General features: G+C 69.5%; 20 protein-coding genes. 16 read left to right on the top strand and 4 right to left on the bottom strand.

Going from position 1 to position 18,810, the window contains the following annotated elements; all coding sequences use genetic code 11:
• From ACWGJB_RS31090 to cutA, 13 genes are all read left to right on the top strand, one after another.
• Positions 1-204, top strand: a complete 204-nt coding sequence (locus ACWGJB_RS31090) for a hypothetical protein (protein WP_453383372.1) — start codon at positions 1-3, stop codon at positions 202-204.
• Complete coding sequence (locus tag ACWGJB_RS31095; protein ID WP_453383373.1) at positions 197-1,159, top strand: phage tail tube protein; 963 nt, start codon at positions 197-199, stop codon at positions 1,157-1,159. The genes ACWGJB_RS31090 and ACWGJB_RS31095 overlap by 8 nt, the downstream gene beginning before the upstream one ends.
• Before the next feature lie 15 nt (positions 1,160-1,174).
• Entirely contained in the window at positions 1,175-1,627 is a 453-nt protein-coding gene (locus ACWGJB_RS31100) for a hypothetical protein (protein WP_453383374.1), read from the top strand.
• Positions 1,628-1,816: 189 nt separating this feature from the next.
• A complete protein-coding gene (locus ACWGJB_RS31105) occupies positions 1,817-2,293 on the top strand; it encodes a hypothetical protein (RefSeq protein ID WP_453383375.1) in 477 nt (158 codons plus the stop codon).
• 39 nt (positions 2,294-2,332) lie between these two features.
• Positions 2,333-5,659 (top strand): phage tail tape measure protein, encoded by a 3,327-nt coding sequence (locus ACWGJB_RS31110; protein WP_453383376.1) that lies wholly within the window; start codon positions 2,333-2,335, stop codon positions 5,657-5,659.
• Positions 5,660-5,673: 14 nt separating this feature from the next.
• The gene (locus ACWGJB_RS31115; RefSeq protein WP_453383377.1) at positions 5,674-8,616 is read left to right on the top strand and encodes a hypothetical protein; all 2,943 of its coding nucleotides are present in this window, start codon (positions 5,674-5,676) and stop codon (positions 8,614-8,616) included.
• A 15-nt stretch (positions 8,617-8,631) separates the two neighbouring features.
• Complete coding sequence (locus tag ACWGJB_RS31120; RefSeq protein ID WP_453383378.1) at positions 8,632-9,198, top strand: hypothetical protein; 567 nt, start codon at positions 8,632-8,634, stop codon at positions 9,196-9,198.
• Positions 9,199-9,208: 10 nt separating this feature from the next.
• Positions 9,209-9,430: a hypothetical protein gene (locus ACWGJB_RS31125; protein WP_453383379.1), complete on the top strand. Its 222-nt coding sequence runs from the start codon at positions 9,209-9,211 to the stop codon at positions 9,428-9,430.
• A 131-nt stretch (positions 9,431-9,561) separates the two neighbouring features.
• Positions 9,562-10,368, top strand: a complete 807-nt coding sequence (locus ACWGJB_RS31130; protein ID WP_453383380.1) for an N-acetylmuramoyl-L-alanine amidase — start codon at positions 9,562-9,564, stop codon at positions 10,366-10,368.
• A 21-nt stretch (positions 10,369-10,389) separates the two neighbouring features.
• Entirely contained in the window at positions 10,390-10,659 is a 270-nt protein-coding gene (locus tag ACWGJB_RS31135; RefSeq protein WP_453383381.1) for a hypothetical protein, read from the top strand.
• A gap of 30 nt (positions 10,660-10,689) precedes the next feature.
• Positions 10,690-10,956 carry a hypothetical protein gene (locus ACWGJB_RS31140; RefSeq protein WP_453383382.1) on the top strand — a complete coding sequence of 89 codons (267 nt, stop codon included), beginning with the start codon at positions 10,690-10,692 and terminating at the stop codon, positions 10,954-10,956.
• Complete coding sequence (locus tag ACWGJB_RS31145; RefSeq protein ID WP_453383383.1) at positions 10,953-11,627, top strand: collagen-like protein; 675 nt, start codon at positions 10,953-10,955, stop codon at positions 11,625-11,627. Before ACWGJB_RS31140 ends, ACWGJB_RS31145 begins: the two co-directional genes overlap by 4 nt.
• A gap of 69 nt (positions 11,628-11,696) precedes the next feature.
• Positions 11,697-12,017: a divalent-cation tolerance protein CutA gene (gene cutA / locus ACWGJB_RS31150; RefSeq protein ID WP_453383384.1), complete on the top strand. Its 321-nt coding sequence runs from the start codon at positions 11,697-11,699 to the stop codon at positions 12,015-12,017.
• Here cutA and ACWGJB_RS31155 read toward each other — a convergent pair.
• The gene (locus ACWGJB_RS31155) at positions 12,014-13,288 is read right to left on the bottom strand and encodes a helix-turn-helix domain-containing protein (protein ID WP_453383385.1); all 1,275 of its coding nucleotides are present in this window, start codon (positions 13,286-13,288) and stop codon (positions 12,014-12,016) included. The genes cutA and ACWGJB_RS31155 overlap by 4 nt on opposite strands.
• Positions 13,289-13,447: 159 nt before the next feature.
• On the opposite strand from ACWGJB_RS31155, the gene ACWGJB_RS31160 reads away from it, so the two are divergent.
• The 3 genes from ACWGJB_RS31160 (at position 13,448) to ACWGJB_RS31170 (ending at position 15,187) form a co-directional block, all read left to right on the top strand.
• Positions 13,448-13,843 (top strand): DUF6415 family natural product biosynthesis protein, encoded by a 396-nt coding sequence (locus ACWGJB_RS31160; protein WP_453383386.1) that lies wholly within the window; start codon positions 13,448-13,450, stop codon positions 13,841-13,843.
• Positions 13,844-13,980: 137 nt separating this feature from the next.
• A complete protein-coding gene (locus ACWGJB_RS31165; RefSeq protein WP_453383387.1) occupies positions 13,981-14,451 on the top strand; it encodes a glycine-rich domain-containing protein in 471 nt (156 codons plus the stop codon).
• Between the two features lie 70 nt (positions 14,452-14,521).
• Positions 14,522-15,187, top strand: a complete 666-nt coding sequence (locus tag ACWGJB_RS31170) for a class I SAM-dependent methyltransferase (protein WP_453383388.1) — start codon at positions 14,522-14,524, stop codon at positions 15,185-15,187.
• A 345-nt stretch (positions 15,188-15,532) separates the two neighbouring features.
• On the opposite strand, the gene ACWGJB_RS31175 is transcribed toward ACWGJB_RS31170, so the two are convergent.
• From ACWGJB_RS31175 to ACWGJB_RS31185, 3 genes are all read right to left on the bottom strand, one after another.
• On the bottom strand, positions 15,533-16,918 hold the full coding sequence (locus ACWGJB_RS31175) for a tyrosine-type recombinase/integrase (RefSeq protein WP_453383389.1): 1,386 nt from the start codon (positions 16,916-16,918) through the stop codon (positions 15,533-15,535).
• Positions 16,919-16,987: 69 nt separating this feature from the next.
• Complete coding sequence (locus ACWGJB_RS31180) at positions 16,988-17,188, bottom strand: helix-turn-helix domain-containing protein (protein ID WP_453383390.1); 201 nt, start codon at positions 17,186-17,188, stop codon at positions 16,988-16,990.
• A 162-nt stretch (positions 17,189-17,350) separates the two neighbouring features.
• Positions 17,351-18,607, bottom strand: a complete 1,257-nt coding sequence (locus tag ACWGJB_RS31185; RefSeq protein WP_453383391.1) for a DUF3631 domain-containing protein — start codon at positions 18,605-18,607, stop codon at positions 17,351-17,353.
• Positions 18,608-18,810: the final 203 nt, after the last annotated feature.

Here is an 18,810-nt window from a genome sequence, read left to right on the forward strand (position 1 = left end):
GTGCGGCGCTACACCTACAACGGCGAAGAGGGCCGCTACTACCCGACGCTCGGCCTCACGCCCGAGCCCGGCAAGCGGTACCCCCTCGAACGCAACCCCGGCGACGGCGACTGGACACCGCCGGACCCCGAACCGACACCGGAGCCCGAGGCGCGCGACCAGGCGGCCGCGGCCGAGCAGAACCAGGAGGGCAGCGATGCCTAAGCCGTCCCATCTCGCAGTGCTCGGCGTGTCCAAGGAGACCGTCCCGGGCACCGCCACCGCAGCCACGAAGTGGATGCCGTACAAGACGCTGACGCCCAAGGACGACATCAACCTCATCGAGGACACGGGGATGCGCGGCGCCCCGGTCGACAACTTCGGCCAGTACGCCGGGCAGAAGGGCGCCGAGCTCGACCTGGGCGGCGACGTCTTCGCCGACACCATCGGCTGGCCCCTCGCCTCGGTCCTGCCCGACCTGGTCGTCACCGGCGCGTCGGCCCCGTACTCGAGCGTCTTCAGCACGCTGTGCACTGGGGACACCCAGCCGACGTCGCAGACGTGGACGATCTTCGACCCGCTCGGCACCTGGCAGTACGCCGGCGCCCAGTTCTCCGAGGTCGGCTTCAAGTGGAACGCCGACGGCCTGCTGGAGTGGTCCGGGAAGGCCACCACGTGGGGCTACACCACCACGACATCGCCGACGCCGTCGTTCACCACGGTCCCGCCCGTGGCGAACTGGAACATCACCGCGCAGATCGCAGGCTCGCCGATCTTCGTCCAGGACGGGGAGCTGACCATCAAGCGCGCGGTCACCGCGATCCGGGGCAGCGCCGGCACCCAGAACCCGTACCGCATCTGGTCCGGGGACGTCTCCGTTGAGGGCAAGGCCACCCTCGTCATGGAGAACACCACGCAGCGCACCGCGTTCCAGGCCGCCACCGTGCAGAGCTTCGACGTCGCCTACTCCCAGGGCGCCGCGGCCGCGCTGAACGGCCTGGCCCTGCACTGCAGCCAGGTCGCCTACACCGAGGGCACGCCGTCCTACGGCAAGGACTACATCGAGCTCCCGGTGAGCTTCAAGGCGATCGGCAACACCAGCGACATCGGCGCCTCGGGCGGCTACAGCCCGATCAAGGCGACGCTGCAGAACGCCATCGCGACCGGCACCTACAAGTAGAAAGACCACACCCTCATGAGCATCACCCGACACCAGATGCCCGACCAGGGCTGGGCCGACCTGCGCGAGCCCGCAGAGGTGCCCGAGCGGCTGCGCCGCCCGGTGCGCACCATCCAGATGAAGCTCGCGCAGAACCCGGCCTTCGCGAACGTCGTCAAGGACGCCCAGGCCAAGGGCGTCAAGGCCCTGAACGACATCGACGAGGCGCAGGCCGTCGAGATGGCATCCGTCATGGGCGACGAGGCTCTGGGCCTGATGGACGACCTCAACGACCGGCTCATCATCTCCCGCGTCGCGGGCTGGTCCTACGGCGACGAGGTGTCCCTGGACGCCCTCCAGGATCTGCCCGGCAGCGTCTACGACAAGCTCAAGGAGATGTGCGCCGAGGGCGCCCTCGATGGCGGCCCCGACTTCTCGCCGTCCACCGAGGCGGACAGCCCTACCGAGCCCTCTACCGCCTCCGCGTAGCGCTAGAGGGGAAGTTCGACTACCCCGCGCACGAGCTGCCGCTGGACGCGTACCGGGACTGGCAGCTGTGCCGCATCGTCGGGCCGCCCGACACCTGGATGGACCTGCCGGCGGACCGGCTCGACTGGATCCTGGCCGTCGACGGCGCCGTCGAGCAGGCCAAGGCCAACGCCCAGGAGGAGGCGGCCCGTGGCTGACGGCATCACCGTGATCGTGCGCGGTACCAAGGAAGCCCGCGGCGCCCTGACACGCCTGGACCGTGAGATCGACCTCGCCACGGTCCGGGCACTCAAGGCGACGCAGGCCCTGGCCAAGAAGTCCATCCGATCGGGCCTGCGGGGGCGCCCCCGGTGGGACCACCGGGGGAAGTCCGCGCGGACTGGGCCAACCGTGAACCTGAACCTGACGCCGCACCACGTCACCAAGGGCGGCGGCCCCGGGCGGCTGACGGGCAAGCTCAGCCGCGGCGTGGGCGGCGTGCGCCGGCCCAAGCCGCTGCCCGGCGGCGGCTTCCAGGGGGGCGTCGGTGTCGGCGGCGGCGTCCGCAACCTCTACAAGAAGCGGCTCGAAGGCCAGTACCCCTACGTCCGCCCGGGGATCCGCAAGGCCGAACCGAAGATGGCCGCCGTCTGGACCACTCACTGGCGGCGCGCGACCAGCATCTGACAACTCGACAGCGCGAGACCAGAGGGAGGTGACTCCCTCATGGGTGCTCTGCCTCCGGTCTTCATCGAGTTCCTGGGCCACTCCAAGGGCGTCAAGACTGCGATCGCCGACGTCAAGGCCGAGATGGCGGTCGCGGACGAGGCAGGCGCGGGCGCCTTCAAGCGCACCGGCCTGATGGCCAAGGCCGCCGTTGTCGGCATCGGCATCGCGGCCGCCGGCGTCGCCATCAAGACCGCCAAGATGGCCGGTGACTTCCAGCAGCAGATGACCCGGGTGCGCACCGGCGCGGGCGAGTCGGCGAAGAACATGAACATGGTCGGTCAGGGCGTTCTCGCCATGGCCGGGCAGGTCGGCCAGTCCACGGACGAGCTGACCAAGGGCCTCTACATGACGGAGTCCGCCGGTTACCACGGCGCGGACGCCCTGAAGGTCCTCAAGACCGCGGCGATGGGTGCCAAGGTCGGCGCGGCGGACCTGAACACGACCACGGACGCGGCCACGACCGCGATGAACGCGTACAAGACCGGCGCGGGCAGTGTCACCGACGTCATGAACTCTCTGATCGCCACGGAGGCGGAGGGGAAGACCAACCTCGAGGCCCTCGCGGGCAGCATGTCGACGATCCTGCCGGTGGCGGCCGCCGCGCACGTCGGCCTGCACGAGGTGCTCGGGGCGATGGCGACGATGACCGCGCAGGGCACCCCGGCCGCGGTAGCCGCGACCTACCTGCGCCAGACCATCGGCCAGCTGTCCAACCCCAGCCAGAAGGCTGCGACCGAGATGAAGAACCTCGGCCTGGACGCGGTTCAGGTCGGGCAGAACCTCGGCAAGCACGGCCTCGCCTCGACGCTGACGATGCTCACGGACGCCATCCAGAAGAAGATGGGCCCGGCCGGCACCGTGATGATCCGGCATCTGCAGGGCGCTGCGAAGAACACCACCGAGTTTCAGCGGGCCCTCGCCAACCTGCCGCCGCAGCAGCAGACCTATGTGGGCGCGCTCGCCACCATGGTCGGCGGCACCAAGAGCATGCAGGCCGCACTGCAGCTGACCGGCCCGCACATGAAGGACTTCATCAAGAACACCCAGGGCATCGACGAGCACGTCCGCAAGGGCGGCAAGTCGATCGAGGGCTGGGGGGACGTCCAGAAGAACTTCAACCAGCAGATGGACGAGGCCAAGGCCAGCGCACACGCCCTCGGCATCCAGGTCGGGCAGTTCCTGCTGCCCACCTTCCAGAAGATCATGACGGTGGTGGGCAGGGGCACCACGTTCCTGACCGAGCACCGCAACATCGCCAAGGCCCTGGCCATCACCATCGGCGTCGTCCTGGTCCTGGCGATCGCCGCGCTGACGGCCGCCCTGTACGAGATGGCGGCCGCGGCCGCCGTCAACCCGGTCACCTGGATCGTCCTCGCGGTCATCGCGCTGATCGCCGCGATTGTCCTGCTGGCGATGCACTGGAAGACCGTCTGGGGCGCCATCAAGCAGATCGCGGGCGACGTCGCCCACGCCGTGGTCGCCGCCTGGGACTGGGTGGCCAACGGTACGGCCAGCATCTGGCATGCGATCACGGACTGGGTGAAGGGCGCCTGGCGCACCATGTCGTCCTGGTTCAGCTCGGCGTGGCACACCGTCACCGACCCGGTCGTGCACGGCTGGCAGTGGCTCCAGCGCACCACGACGTCGGTGTGGAACGCGATCTCGGCGTTCTTCAGGAAGTGGTGGCCGCTGCTGCTGGTCATCTTCGCCACACCGATCGCCATCCTGATCGGCGTCTGGAACCGCACGCACACCGCCATGGCCTCGGTGGCGCGCGCGGTCTGGAACTCCATCGCCTCGTTCTTCGCCAGCATCTGGAACGCGATCAAGGCCGTCGCCTCCGCAGTCTGGTCCGCAATCCAGTTCGCGGTCATCACCCCCATGCAAGCGCTCTGGGCCGACCTGAAGGCCCTGTGGAACACGGTCAAGGGCTGGCTCGCTGGCGCCTGGTCGGGGATCCGAAGCATCGCATCCCACGCGTGGGCCCTGATCAAGGCCGCGATGATCAACCCGATCTCGTCCGCGGCCAAAGCGATCTGGGGCTACATGACCCAGGTCGGCACGGCCATCAACTCCAAGCTCACCAGCGCGTGGAACACGGCGAAGAACTGGGGCAGCAAGTTCCTGACCGTCGGCCGGAACATCGTTATGGGCATCGTCCACGGCGTCGAGGGCCAGGCGTCCGCCCTGTTCGGATCGCTGAAAAGCCTCGCGGGCAGCGCCCTGAGCGCGGCCAAGAACGTCCTGGGCATCCACTCGCCCTCCCGGAGGTTCGCCGAGATCGGCGCCTACATCGGCGCCGGCCTCATCCAGGGCCTGACCGGGACGACCTCCCGGGTCAAGGCGGCGTCCAACCGGATCGCGCAGATGCTGTACCGGGAGTTCGGCAGCTCCGGGCACAAGCACCTGCAGTCCCTGGTACGGCGGGACGGCGCCCAGCTGGTCCAGCTGGCCAACCAGCGCGACCGGGTCTCGACCCGGCTCAAGACCGCGAACAAGAAGCTGGCCGACCTGCAAAAGGCATGGAAGAAGACCCGCGACGACGTCGCCGCCTCGGTCATGCAGAACGTGTCCGTGGTGACCGCGCTGCCGGAGGGCTCCGTCCAGCTCACCAGCCAGGACGTGGTGGCGAACATGCGGGACCAGGTCGCCAAGGCCAAGAAGTTCGCCGCGGACCTGACCAAGCTCCGCAAGATGCACCTGTCCGCCGACATGATCAAGCAGATCGCCGACTCGGGTGTCGACCAGGGCGGCGCGACCGCGGCAGCTCTGGCTAGCGGGAGCCCCGCGCAGGTCGCCGAGATCAACAAGCTGCAGAAGCAGGCCAAGTCCGCAGCGGGCAAGGTCGGATCGGCCACCGCGGACAGCATGTACAAGGCGGGCATCGACTCGGCGAAGGGCCTGATCCGGGGCCTGCAGTCGCAGCAGAAGCAGATCGCCAAGGCCATGTCGAAGATCGCCAAGGCCATGGCCGCCGCGATCCGGCACGAGCTGAAGATCCGCAGCCCCTCGCAGGTGTTCCACGAGATCGGCGGCTTCATCACCCAGGGCCTGGCCAACGGCATCCACGCCACCAGCCGTACCGCCGAGGCGGCGGCACTCGCGATGGCCGGCGCCGTCTCTACCGCGGGCATGCCCACCGTCCCGAAGCTGGCGGCCGCGCGGCAACTGGCGTTCGCGGGCGGCGGCGCAGCGGGCGGCGTCCTGGAGCTCACCACCGTCGTCAACATCGACGGCGACGTGCTCTTCAAGAAGATGCAGCGCCGAGCCCTGCAGCACGAACGCCGCAACACCTCCAACGGCCTTTCGGCCAAGACCCGCTGAACAGGGGGCCCTTCGTGACCGTCCCGACCGGATTTCCTCTCACCGACGGGCCCCTGATCGGCACGTGGCCGCGCATCCTCATCCAGATCGCCTGGAACGCCGGCGGCAACAGCACCGCCCCGAACCACTGGTACACCGTCAGCAAGCGGCTGCGCGGTGCCTGGAAGGCCACCCTGGCGGGCCGCCAGTACGAGCTCGACACCGTCACCAGTGGCGAGATGACCTTCAAGCTGGACAACCTCGACGGCGCCTTCGACCCGGACAACACGGCCAGCCCGTACTACCCCTACGTGCTGCCCTACCGGCGCGCGCGTCTGATCGCCATGACCGGACCGTCGCAGAACCTGCTGTACCCCTGGGTCGGCAACGGCACCAAGACTCTGTCCATGGGTGCCTCGTCGGGCACCCTGGGCACCGTCACCGGCCTGGCGGCCTCCCCGTCGGGGCTGACCACCGCGCAGACGTGGGCCATTCCCAACGGGACCGGCTCCGGGGCGGCCATGGGACTGTGGGGCGACATGCTGCCGTGGACGAGCCACGACTGCGAGGGCACCACCGTGACCCCCGGCGCCTCCTACTCGGTCGGCGTCGATCTCCAGCTCGCTCCTGGTGGCATGACCGGCCTGGACATGAAGATCCGGCTCGGCTGGTATGACCTCAACGGGAATTTGCTCTCTCGCAGCCTGGGAACCGTGACCACGATCACCACCAGCTGGGTGCGGCTATCGATGGCCCGGACCGCCCCGGCCGGCGCCGCGTTCGCCATCGCCAGTATCTCCACCAACGTTGCTGCCACTGCGGACACCACAGTGCGCATCACCGGCTGGCAGCTCGAGCAGAGCAGCAGTCCCACGGCCTGGGCGTACCCGGGCGACTGGGAGCAGCTGTGGCAGGGCTTCGTCGAGCGCTGGCCCCAGTCCTACGACCAGAACGGCAAGTACGGCCTGGTCGACGTCACCTGTGTCGACTCACTCGCCCCGCTGTCCCAGCTGACCTACCAGAACGTCATGCCGAGCCTGCTGTCCCAGACCCAGTCGGCCAGCCTGCAGTGCGCCTACGACCTCGCCTCGACCAGCAGCAGCCGCGACGGCGCGGCCACCGCGTTCGTGCCCTACGCCGGAGCGCAGCTGTCGACCGGCTGCCTGGACGTCGTCGGCGCGAACATCACCTACGGCACGTCCATCACCTCGACGCGCGACCTGGGCACTTTGTGGGGCGTACCCGGCCCCGTGACGACGCTGGCCAGCAACCAGTCCTCAGCGCTCGGGCTCACGGCCGGAGCGACCTACCTGGCCCCGTGGGACGGCACCGACCGGCTCATGCTGCCCAACGGCGGGTGGACGCGCATCATCTGCTTTCGCACCAGCGTCCAGCCCGGGACCGGCGGCCGGTTCAGCACGGCCACCTTGTGGGCGGCAACCGGCCCCGGATACCTCGCAGGCTCCGGCAACCAGTCCGTCGTCAGCGTAGAAATCTTCAGCACCGGCCAGCTCACGATGAAGCTGCAGAACGCCGGCAACACCTCGGGAACGTACCTGCTGAACAGCACCTATGTCTGCGACGGGAACTGGCACTGCGCCACGCTCAGTCTGTCCGCGGACGGCAAGACTCCCCGCCTCACCGTGGACGGCACCTTCACCACGACCACCCTCGGTGCGTCCGTGGGATCGTCCACGTACACCATCGACGCGATCGGCGCCCTGCTGACGACCAACGGCGCCGGCGAGAACACCACCCCCTTCAACGGTGACATCGCCTACTTCGCCCAGTGGAACACCGAGCTTGATGCGACGACCACCGGCGACATGTGCCGCGGCTTTGCCAGTGGCTGGGCCGGTGACACGCCCACCAGCCGCATCAGCCGCCTCCTCTCGCTCGCCTCGTTCCACCCGGGCAGCGCGGTCAACTTCCAGACCGTGGGCACCCAGGGCTTCCTCGGCTCGATGGGCCTGAACGGGCGCAGCGCCCTCGACGCGATCCAAGAGAGTGCCGATACCGAAAACGGCCAGTTCACCGTCGACAACTTCGGCAATCCCACCCTGTACGGGCACCTGTGGCGGTGGATCCAGAACACCCCGGTCGTCACCTTCGGCGAGAACCTCGCGGGCGGCGAGGTGCCCGTCATGGACGACATCCGGTTCGAGCAGGACCCCGCGCACCTCTACAACGACATCCAGATCACCGTCGACGGCGCCGCCGACGTCACCGACACCAACCAGCTGCAGGAGGTCGAGGACGCCACCAGCCAGACCGCGTACTTCCCGCAGACCCTCACCCGCACCATCAACCCGCAGAAGACCTTGACGGGCACGAGCATGGCCAACTACCTGCTCAGCCTCTACAAGGACCCGCACACCCGCCTGCAGGGCCTGACCGTCGACCTCGGCCACAGCCCCACCCTGCAGAAGAAGGTCATGGGTCTGAACTTCGCCGACCTCGTGCGCGTCATGAAGCGGCCCGCCCTGGCCCCGGCCAAGCAGCTGGACGGCTTCATCGAACAGATGGAATGGTCCGGCGACGACAGCGGGCAGCTGCAGCTCAAGCTGCAGGTCTCCCCGGCCTCCCAGTACCGCTACTGGATGATCTCCGCCGCCTGGGCCGCCCTGTCCGCGGGCATCGCGGCCGGCGTCAACGTCGTCACCGTCGGGCCGATCTCCGGGAACAACGCGATCGCCGCGCAGTACGTCATCCCGTCCGGCTTCCAGATGGTCCTCGGCTACGGCACCGCCAACGCCGAAACGGTCACCGTGCAGTCGGTGCAGACCGTGTCGGCCGGCTACAGCACCGTGCAGCTCACCCTCGCCGCGAACACCACGAAGAGCCACGCCAGCGCAGACGTCATCTGCTCGGCGCTGCCCGGCAGCGCGACGCTGCCCCCGGGCGGCACCTACCCCAGTTGCTACGACGGCGCCGCACAGTTCGGCGGCACGAGCCCGCTGTTCGGCTTCGGATTCTGACCCTCGGAGACGCCCGTGACCACCCGCCCCGCCATCACCCAGGCCACCGCCGGGTTCCCCGCCTCCGACGCCTGGTGGCTCGCCCAGGTCTACAACCCCATCGCCTACCTGTACGGGCAGCTGCCCACCGAGATCTACAAGCAGAACGACTTCACGATGACCTCGACGACGACGTTCGCGTCCGACCCCGAGCTCCAGATGACGCTCGCTGCGAACAGCACCTACCGCGTCGAGTTCTACCTGCACTACGCCGCCCTGGACGCGGCCCGGCTGAAAACCCAGTGGCTCGTACCCGCGAGCGCCAGCGGCAACCGCTCGGCCCTCGGCCCCGACCTGGGGCAGATTCTGTCCAGCACCTCGTCGGGCGGCACCGGCCGTTTCGGCGTCCACACCTTCACGACTGCGGTCACCTACGGCACCCGGGATTCCGCCTCCAGCCAGTGCGTCGCCATCGAGGAGGGCACCGTCACCACCGGCGCGAGCGGCGGCACCCTCGCCATCCAGGCTGCGCAGGCCACCTCAAACGCCACCGCATCCAAGATCGCGGCCGGTTCGTTCATGCGCGTCCGCCTGATCTCCTGAAGGAGCCACCGTGCCCGACCTCCCGTACCCGTACCACCGCCTCCAGGCCGAGGGCCCCGACGAGACCGGCTTCGCGATGCTCGTCCACATCGAAGACGGCGCCGGCGGCCCCCTCAAGGGCCAGACCAGCGAGGGCGTCCTCGAAAACCTCCGTACCGCGCTGCAGGGCGACGACAGCCCCGTCATCACGTCGCTCACCCGCTACGACATCGCCACGACCGACTACCCGTAGACGGCCCTCTTCGTCCCCGCCCTCACGACGCCCCAGCCGACCGGCTCGGGGCGTTTTTCACGCCCTCAAGGAGCACACGTGACCCGCAACATCAGCTTCCGGCCCGACAACGACGTGACGGGAGCCTGACCATGGCACTCATGCCCGGGGCCACCTACATCGGCCCCACCCCGAACAAGCGCGTGGACGGCATGGTCGAGGTCCGTGGCCTCGTCCTCCACATCCAGCAGGGCACCGAGCAGGGCTCGGAGGCCTGGTTCAAGAACCCTGCCTCGCAGGCCTCCAGCCACTTCCTCAACCCCAGGCAGGGCGGCCTGAGGCAGATGGTCGACACCAAGGACCGTGCCTGGGCCGAGGCCGACGGGAATGCCCACTGGGTCAGCATCGAGAACGAGGGCTACGCCGGCGACAAGCTGACCGCCACCCAGCTGGAGAACGCCGCGCAGCTGCTCGCGTGGCTCCACAAGACCTACAGCGTCCCCCTGGAGTCGACGGACAACCCGAACGGGAAGGGCCTGGGCTGGCACGGCATGGGTGGGGCCGCGTGGGGCGGCCACACCGGATGCCCCGGCGACCCCATCAAGGCGCAGCGCGGTGCGATCATCGCGCGGGCCGAGGCGATCCTGGGCCTCGGCCAGAAGCCCACGGTGTCCCTCGCGCACGTGGTGTACGCCGCCCAGCACGACCCGCAGGCCGCCCAGGGCCACACCACCCACAAGGCCGAAGTCCTCCTCGTCGAGAAGGCGCTGAAGGGCGAAGGGCTGCTCGCCGCCCAGCACGTCGACGGCAGCTGGGGCACCAAGACCCTCACCGCATACGCCCGCTGGCAGCGCTCGGCAGCCGGCGGCGGCTTCACCGGTACCGCCGCCGACGGCATCCCCGGCAAGACCTCCCTCAAGCTGCTCGCCTCCCAGTACGGCTTCACCGTCACCGACTGACCCGAGAGGAACCGATCCACCATGACCGACATCAACCTGCCCAGCGGCGTCGACACCGTCCTGAAGACGGCCACCACCTACGGCAAGGACCTCGCCGAACGCGTCCTGTCCACCGCCGTCGTCGCGGCCGCCGGCGTCGGCATCGCCGCCGGGCCCGCCGACATGTTCCACGCCTCGTTCTGGCAGACCATGGGCGCGGCCGGCATCGCGGCCGCGGCCTCCCTCCTGAAGGGCATGGCCGCCAGAGCCTTCGGCACGAAGAACAGCGCCTCCCTGGTCAAGGGCGTCTGACCTGCCCCGTGCGAGCGTCTTGGAGGTGGCATGGACGCCGCCCTCGTCACAGCTATCGGCGTGATCGTGAGCGCCATCGTGGCCGGGGCGGCAGCCATGTACGGCTCCAAGGTCGCCGGGCGGGCCCAGAGGGAGGGCAGCGCATTGACCGGCTACGACAACCTCACGGACCAGCTCCAGGAGGAACGCAAGGAACTGCGCTCCGACGTAGCCGCCCTGCGCCTGGAGCTGGCCGCTGAGAAGACGGAGACGGCGCGGCTCCGGCTGCTCGTGCAGCAGCTGGGGGGCACGCCATGACGCGCACCCAACGCGTGCTCGCCAGACGGTGGAAGCCCATCGCCCTCGTGGCCGCTCTGCTGGCCCTCACTGGCGCGGTCCTCCTCGTGTACGTGCGCGTCCAGACCGAGGCCACGCGCGCCAACCAGCTCGCCGACGAGGCCGATCTGCGCGGCAACGCCGTCAGCACGCTCGCCGGAGACGTCCGCGTGCTGCGCGCGCAGATCAGGGCGCGGGGCGGCACCCCGGCCGCCCCCGACCCGGCCAAGGCGGTCAAAAATTTGCCCGACCGGGCCGAGGTGCCGGTACCGATTCCCGGCCCGCCCGGGCCGAAGGGCGACAAGGGCGACCCGGGCAGGGCCGCACCCGCGATCACCCCGTCGCCCGGCGCATCCGGGGCGGCCGGTGCCAGCGGCGCCGCCGGCGCGACCGGACCCCAGGGCCCGCAGGGTGAACCGGGCGCGGACTCCACTGTCCCCGGACCCCAAGGACCCCAGGGACCTCAGGGCGAGCGAGGCGAACAGGGGCCAGCCGGACCTAGCTGCCCGGACGGCTACAGCCTCCAGACGCCCAGCTGGGACCCGGACGCCCTCGTCTGCCGGCGGGACGGCGCACCGGATCCGAGCCCCACCCCCACCGGCCTGCTCGGCCTCGCCACACTCGCCACGACCGCCTCCTACCGGAAGCTGTGACAACACGCGGCCCCCCTCCTCCGGGAGGGGGGCCGCTTTCGTCATGTCCGGGGTCGGTAGCCTCGCGCCATGGCTGACTACCTGAACGTCTCCACCGCCACCGAGACCCGCGAGCAGGCCGTCGCCCTCGCCCAGTCCGCGGTCCGCAACCACCTCGCCGCAGGCGCCCAGATCATCGGGCCGGTGGTGTCCGTCTTCTGGCACGCCGGAGAGTTCGGCACCAGCGAGGAATACCAACTCCTCCTGAAGACCACCACCGCCCGATACCCAGAGCTGGAAGCTCACCTAATCGAGCATCACCCGTGGAAGAACCCCGAGGTGGTCGCTGTGCCGATCGTCCAGGGCGCCGCCCCGTACCTGGAGTGGATCGACCGCACCACCACCGACTAGGCCGTCCGCTCGACGAGTTCGGCCACCGCTGGCACCGCAGCGTGGTCGAGAACGAGCGCGGACACCACCTGCTCGATGCGCTGGCGTGGCCGGGCCGACGCCACCCCGTCCGCCAGCTCCAACGCGCGCCCTACGACCCGCGCAGCCTCCTCGACCTCCCCGGCCGTCGTGTACGCCTCGGCAAGCCACGTCGAGTACAGGGACGCGTCCCGGGCGTGTGTGTCGTCGAAGGCGCCGAGCCCGCGCACCAGGTGAGGCACCGCACGCAGCGGCCGTCGGAGCTGTGTCCAGCAGCGGCCGGCCATGATGTCGAGCTCCACCAGGTCCACCCACGCCGACCATGCGGGCTGCGGATCGCTGGCGTCGTCCGCACCGAGCGCAGCCCGCGCCTCGCCGAGGGCCTCCTCCGTACCGGCAGCGTCACCGGAAACGGCCCGCGCCCACGCACACCGCTCCCACAGCAGAGCACGCACGGTCGCCGGAGTGGCGGTGGTGATCGCCTCACACGAATGAGCCGCTATGGCGGCCGCCGCACGCGGGTCAGCGGCCACGGCCTGGTAGGCGAGATACGCCAACGCGTTCCGGGCGAGATCCTCAGCACCGGCCTCCTCGGCGGCCGACCGGCTTTCCCGGTACAGACTGACCGCCTCCCGCTCCCGGCCTCCGTCGAAAGCCGCCCAACCGGCCTGCTGCGCCTGCTCGGCAGCCAGCGCCAGGAGCTGGCGGCCGACGCTGTCGCTGTAGCTGCTGTCGCGCAGCATGCTCTTCGTCCGCTGGTACTCCGCGGTGTACAGCCGGTACGTGTCGCCGCCCCCGAGGACGTCGTCAAGGTGTCGCAGCCGGGCCGTGCGCTCCCGTAACCGGGCGACCGCACTGCCACCGACCCGCTGCGGTACAGAGGGCGGCAGGACGTCAGGCAGGGCCGCGGCGAGCCCGGCCACGCCGACCGCCTGGAGCACGCTCCGACGTCCCACGGGCACCGTCTCCCATGGGCGAGGCGCGAGCCCGACCATGTGCCCCGGGACCCGGAGGGCGTCCGCGATGGCGGCGATCTTGTCGTAGCTCTCGACACGGCCCCGGCCGCGGGCGAGTGCACCGACTCGCTCCGGCTTGATGCCGCACTCGGCGGCGAGCTTCTGGTAGCTGATGCCAGCCTCCTTACGGGCGATCTGGAAGACCGTCCCGAAGTCGTGCGTGGCCAACGCCTCGACCATCTGAGGTAGTTCGAGGACGTCGGGCGGCAACGCCGTGGGCGGCTGGATCACCGACATGTGGTCCCCCAATCCTGGCGAACGCCTCCGCTGTGGGCCCTACCCATCATGGGTATCCCCATCGGCGGGATGGCGATGGCGGTGCGGAAGCGAAAGGTGGTCGAAGACCCCGGCGGCCGCAGGCACGGCCCCGGGCGTGGCCGACTTCCTGGAGCCGACATGGTGCAACGTACCGCCCCTCCTGCCGATGCGGCAGGCATCGACCGGTTGCCGCCGGACATCGAGACGATGCGGAGAACAGCCGTCCGATTCCTGGCTCCGGATGCCCGTCCGATCCCCACCGGTGACCTGGTGATGCTGCGGGCCACCATGCGCGGGCAGCTCGAGGAGCTCATCCCCACCATCGAGGCGATGACCCTCCGGTTCCCGGCCGGTGACGTCCCGAGCCGCTGCGCGTTGGCCGGCGTCGGTGAAGCCCGGATGCGGCTCGGCCTGCGCCCCGGCTTCAACAGCCCCGGCCAGATGACGGTGGCGATGAAACTCGCCCGCTCTGTGATGGCCCTGTGCGATCACTACGAGAACCTCGGCGGCCAGCAGGCTGCCCCGCCTCAGTAGGCGCCACAAGCTCCCGCCCCGGCTCCCCACCCCTGGACAGGTCGAGCAGTCGGGGCGGGCCTGAGTCACCTCCCGCACCACGGTGCGGGAGGCTCGGCGCCCCGACCGAGGGCGCCCATCCACAACAGGAGGAAGACGTGACCATCGCGTTAGAACGTCCTGTGGGTACAGCTGACCCGCTGACCCTGGTCAACCCCGAGGTGGCCGACCGGCTCACCCGTCGGATCGTCACCGACCACCCGGAGATCGGCGCCGACACCGCGCGCCGCATCGTCGGCCAGGCCGCCGCGTTCATCGCCGCGTCCGGCCGACAGCCCGGCCATGCCCTCGCCCCGAGCATGCTGGTCGACTACGGGTGGCACGCGTTCATCCTGCACACCGTCGACTACGCCGAGTTCTGCCAGCGCGTCGTCGGCCGCTTCGTCCACCACGTCCCGACCGCCGAGGACGAGCTGATCCCCGGCGGGCCGCAGGCCGCCCGAGACCGCACCCTCGCAGCCATCACGGCCGCCGGGTACGCCATCGACGAGGAACTGTGGCCGGACATGGCGGACTGCACCCAATGCCACGCCGGGTGCACCGACAGTCCGAACGGCGGCAAGCGCTGACCCGTCCTGTGCAAGACTCCAGCCGCCCGAATCTCCAGCCGGGCGGCTGGCCCTATGAGCGGAGCATCACGTGACTGACACGGCGATCGCCTGGGACACCTACTCCGGGCAGCGCCCCGAACGCCGGCCGGTGAACTCGCGCGGCGAAACCACCTGGTTCAACTGGACCCAATATCCAGACCACGGGCCGGGCGTCGAACTCCTCGACGTCACCCCAGGGGACTACGTCCTGGACCTGGGCTGCGGCAAGGGCGGAAACGCTGCACACCTCGCCGCCCTCGGCATGCACGCCGTCGGCGTCGACGTCTCACCCAAGCAGCTCGCCGCGGCGCGCGCCCGCTGGGGCGACATGCCAGGCCTCGAGCTGCACCAGGCGGAAGCCGTCCAGTTCCTGCAACAGGCCCCGGACTACGACGCCGTCTACTCGGTGTACGGCGCCCTGTGGTTCACCGATCCGGCCCGGCTGCTGCCCGCGATCCGCACGCGGCTGCGGCCGGGCGGCCGTCTGGTGTTCTCTCAGCGGCCCCCGGTCGAGGGCTGCTACGGCTGCCAGGCCTCGTACATCCCGCGCGGCAGCGACGAGGACCCGCTCGTCGTGAAGCGCTGGGATTACGAGCGCGATGCGTGGGAGCGGCTGCTCGCCGAGCACGGCTTCGGCGACGTGCGCGCCGAAGTGCTGGCCGCGCCACCCGGCCGACGCATCGTCGGAACGCTGATCGTCTCCGCGCGAGCCTGAACCAGAGCCCCGCCCGAGCACGTCCGGCCGGGGCCTCTTCGTGTCTGCTCGTTGTGGTGCGCGGGGGAGTGCGAGACAATAGAAGAGGCCCAGCTCAGAGCGCCTTGCGGGTAGGGCGCCTGCGTGAGCGGTGCGTGAGCGGAGGTCCCGTCGGGGGCCGAAAATGCCGGAGTCGGCCAGAGCGCGAGGCTCGATTCACCAGGCACTTTCGGAGTAGCCAGAGTGCGCCAGAGTCTCCCAGCGGGAAACCCTGGCACTTGTAATGCGTAGGTCGTCGGTTCGAATCCGACAGGGGGCTCTCCTGAGTTCCCAGGTCAGGCTGTGTCTGACCTGGGATTTCCTCATTTAGAGCACTCGGCGTCGTCGCCGACGAAGAGCCGTGCGGCTGTCAGCGGTCTCAGTTGTGGTCTCAGTCACAGGTTCCGGGCCAGGCATGAAGGCGTCTCCCATGCGACGCATGGCGTCCTTCGACAGGTGAGACCGCCCCTTCACGTAACGCCGGGTCTGGCTGATCTGGGTGTGTCGCAGGATCTCCATGATCGTGGGCATGTCGACCCCGAGTTCGTTCAGAATCGTGCCGGCGGTGTGCCGGCTGCCGTCGTACAGACGCCGGTCATCGATTCCCGCTTCCTCCAGGAGTTCCTTGAACTCCTCCCAGTCCTGATGCGGGTCGATGGGGCGTCCGTCGGGGCGGGAAAAGACGACGCGATGCTCCTCCCACAGTTCTCCAGCCGCCGCGCGCATCTGCTCTTGCTGGGCTTTGTGCTCGATCAGGTACGGGATGAACGGGGGAGGGATGGGGACGGGGTTCTGGCTCTTCTTTGTCTTGGGGCGGGTAAAGACCAGACCGCCGTCTTTCCGGTCGGGGCACGTGCGGGCGTGCCCCGTGCAGTCCTTTCGACATGGCTTCGGGCACCCGCGCTTGTAGTCCTTGTGCGTCGTGCAGTCTGCCGGGCAGGGGTCGAACCGGTGCAGCCGGTCGCCGCACGTGTGCGGGTCCGCGCAGCCATGGCGCCAGGTGAGCCGCTGAAGCTGCCACTTCGGATTGAACAGCTCGTTTTCGAAGTCCACGTACGGCCAGCGCAGTCCCAGGGTCTCGCCCTGCCGGAAACCCATTCCCACACCGACGCACCAGCGCATGAAGGAGGGCCGCTTGGCTGCAGCCTCCAGGAAGGCCTTGGCCTCTTCCTTCGTGAAGGGATTCGCCTCAGTCTCATCGACAGTGGGAGGGTCCACGAGAGTTGCCACGTTTTCCACGATCAGACGGCGGCGGTGGGCGATTTTCAGGGCGCGCGACAGGATGCGGTGCACCTTGAGCACGTGCGAGGGGGCGTGCCCTTCGTTGAGCATGACGCGGTACATCTGCTCCAGGTGTTCGGGCTGGAGCTTGTCGATTCGGTGCTTTCCGACGCCGGGGACGATGTCGTTCCTGGTCTTGGACCAGTAGTCGTCCAGGGACCGCGGTTTGAGTTTCAGGGACGCGATGTCGGTGAGGTAGGTGGTCATCCACTGTTCGACGGTCGGCTTGCGGCCGGCCTTGGGCGCCCGTCCCTTGTCGCGCAGATCTTCCAGTTCGCGGACCTTGCGCTTGACCTCGGCTTCCGTCCGGGCGCGGCGGTGGCGGCGGTCGGGGCTGCCGTCGTCCTTGACGCCCATGGTCACGCGGCCGTGCCACCAGCCGTCGCTGCCCTCGTAGATGGACGACTCCATGTTCGCGTTGCGCGGGCTCAATGCACTCCTCCATGCAGGAAGCCGCCCCGGAGGGTGTCCGGGGCGGCTTCGGTTGAGCGGGAACGGGGTTCAGTTGGGGAGCAGTTCGAGGCTGTTCGCGTAGGCCTCAAGCACGTCCCAGCGGATGCGGCGGGACCGGCCGCGCTTGACGTACTTCAGCTCGCCAGCGGCCATCAGCTCGTACACGGTGGAGCGTCCGAAGCGGAGAACCTTGGCGGCTTCCTCTGGGGTGTAGAGCAACTGGGCAGGAACCAGCGCGGGGGTACTCATCGGGGCGTACTCCTCGGGTGCTCTGGGGGTCTCTGGGGATCCGCAACATCCGCCACGCCGCAACATTGCTGGTCAGCGGCTTGAATCTGTGGCGGATGCCGTTTGTGTTGCGGATAGGTGCCGCCACGCGGGAGCGCGGCGGCACCGTGGGGGTGTGGCTGGTCAGCCGACGCTGCGGAGGGTGCGTGTGTCGGATTCCGCGAACATGTGGCGGGCCTCGGAAGGGGTATCCGCCACAGATTCACCCGCGTTGACCTGCGGTGTTGCGGCTGTTGCGGCTGTTGCGGATTCTCCGGGGGGAGGGGGGCAGTAGCGGGCCCACGCGTCGCTGAGGTCCTCCGCGTAGTAGCCCTTCGGGGTGGCGCTGCCGACGCGGATTCCCTTGGGCTTGATCGGGGTGTTGTCGGGGCGGACGTACTGGCTCAGGAGCTTGGCCAGGGCGCGGGCGGTGAGCGGCTTGATGTGCTGTCCGTCCTCGCTCATGTCGGCCCAGGGCGCGTCATCGATGCCGAGGAGGACTTCGAGGATGGCGGCGGTGGGCAGCTTGTCGACTCCGCAGAACACGCGGTCGCGCAGATCGGTCAGCAGCCGCACCCCGAGGGAGGCTTCGTCGCCTTCCCTCGCGGCCTTGATGAGCGCGACGCAGGCGGCGCGGGCCCGTTCGGGCCAGTGCCCGCCGGCCGCGTCCGCGACCGCAAGCAGGGGTTCCCACACGTCGGCCGGCCGGTCGGTGACGCCTTCGGGCATGTCCGGCCAGGCGCCCGCGATCTGGTCGTGCAGGGGTGCTGCCCAGTCGGCGAGCCGGTCCCGCAGGGCGTGGCCCTGCTTCTCGTGGACGCGGCGCCGGTAGGGCTCGCACTTCTCGTTGGGCGCCTTCTTGCGCATGCGGATGATGACGGAGCGGGTCAGGATCGTGTCCGGCAGTGAGCCGAGTCCGGCCATGGCGACCGCGCAGAACGACGGGAGGAAGGCGGCTTTCTGGTCGGATCCGTCCCCGATGCAGCGCAGGGACTTGGCGCCGCGCCGGTAGCCGGAGTTGAGGAACCCGCGGACTTCCTCGTTCCCGCCCGCTTTCGGCCCGAAGACGGTGTCGATCTCGTCGAACAGCAGGGTCGGGGTGCCTTCGTCTGCCGAGACGAGTCGGAACAGGGCGTTGGCGGAGGCGTTGACGGTGGTCGCGGAGCGCGGGGTGAGGGTTTCGATGATCTCCAAGGCCCGGGACTTTCCCGAGCCCGGTTCGGGGCTGAGGAAGGCGATGCGGGCGGTGCCGTCGAGGGCGTCCATCAGGTGCGCGTGTGCGTCCCACAGGGCGACGGCGACGTAGGCGTGCTCGGTGGGGAAGACGTTGAAGCGGCGGTGGAAGGCCTCCACCTCATCCAGCAGTGCGGCGCCGTCGATGGGGGCATTCGGCCTGGTCATGCGGCGTTCCTCCCTTCCTGGGTGGTGCGGAGCTGGCAGAGCTGCCGGTGGGTTTCGTGGTCGGCGATCAGGGCGAGCACCATGCGGTGGCCGACGGCGCTGCGGTCCATGCCACACAGGCACGTCGACGTGGCCGTCGGGATGGCACCGCGGGGCGCGCGGATCTGGAGCCAGGCCACCGGGAACCGCCCGTCACCGGCAGG

The organism is Streptomyces sp. NPDC054813, from assembly GCF_053611365.1.

Excerpts from the sequence above, each read along its gene's own strand:
- ACWGJB_RS31100 (WP_453383374.1), top strand. The coding sequence starts at position 1,175 with ATGAGCATCACCCGACACCAGATGCCCGACCAGGGCTGGGCCGACCTG.
- ACWGJB_RS31160 (WP_453383386.1), top strand. The coding sequence starts at position 13,448 with ATGGTGCAACGTACCGCCCCTCCTGCCGATGCGGCAGGCATCGACCGG.
- cutA (WP_453383384.1), top strand. The coding sequence starts at position 11,697 with ATGGCTGACTACCTGAACGTCTCCACCGCCACCGAGACCCGCGAGCAG.
- ACWGJB_RS31135 (WP_453383381.1), top strand. The coding sequence starts at position 10,390 with ATGACCGACATCAACCTGCCCAGCGGCGTCGACACCGTCCTGAAGACG.
- ACWGJB_RS31110 (WP_453383376.1), top strand. The coding sequence starts at position 2,333 with ATGGGTGCTCTGCCTCCGGTCTTCATCGAGTTCCTGGGCCACTCCAAG.
- ACWGJB_RS31180 (WP_453383390.1), bottom strand. The coding sequence starts at position 17,188 with ATGAGTACCCCCGCGCTGGTTCCTGCCCAGTTGCTCTACACCCCAGAG.
- ACWGJB_RS31140 (WP_453383382.1), top strand. The coding sequence starts at position 10,690 with ATGGACGCCGCCCTCGTCACAGCTATCGGCGTGATCGTGAGCGCCATC.
- ACWGJB_RS31145 (WP_453383383.1), top strand. The coding sequence starts at position 10,953 with ATGACGCGCACCCAACGCGTGCTCGCCAGACGGTGGAAGCCCATCGCC.
- ACWGJB_RS31155 (WP_453383385.1), bottom strand. The coding sequence starts at position 13,288 with ATGTCGGTGATCCAGCCGCCCACGGCGTTGCCGCCCGACGTCCTCGAA.
- ACWGJB_RS31095 (WP_453383373.1), top strand. The coding sequence starts at position 197 with ATGCCTAAGCCGTCCCATCTCGCAGTGCTCGGCGTGTCCAAGGAGACC.
- ACWGJB_RS31130 (WP_453383380.1), top strand. The coding sequence starts at position 9,562 with ATGGCACTCATGCCCGGGGCCACCTACATCGGCCCCACCCCGAACAAG.
- ACWGJB_RS31185 (WP_453383391.1), bottom strand. The coding sequence starts at position 18,607 with ATGACCAGGCCGAATGCCCCCATCGACGGCGCCGCACTGCTGGATGAG.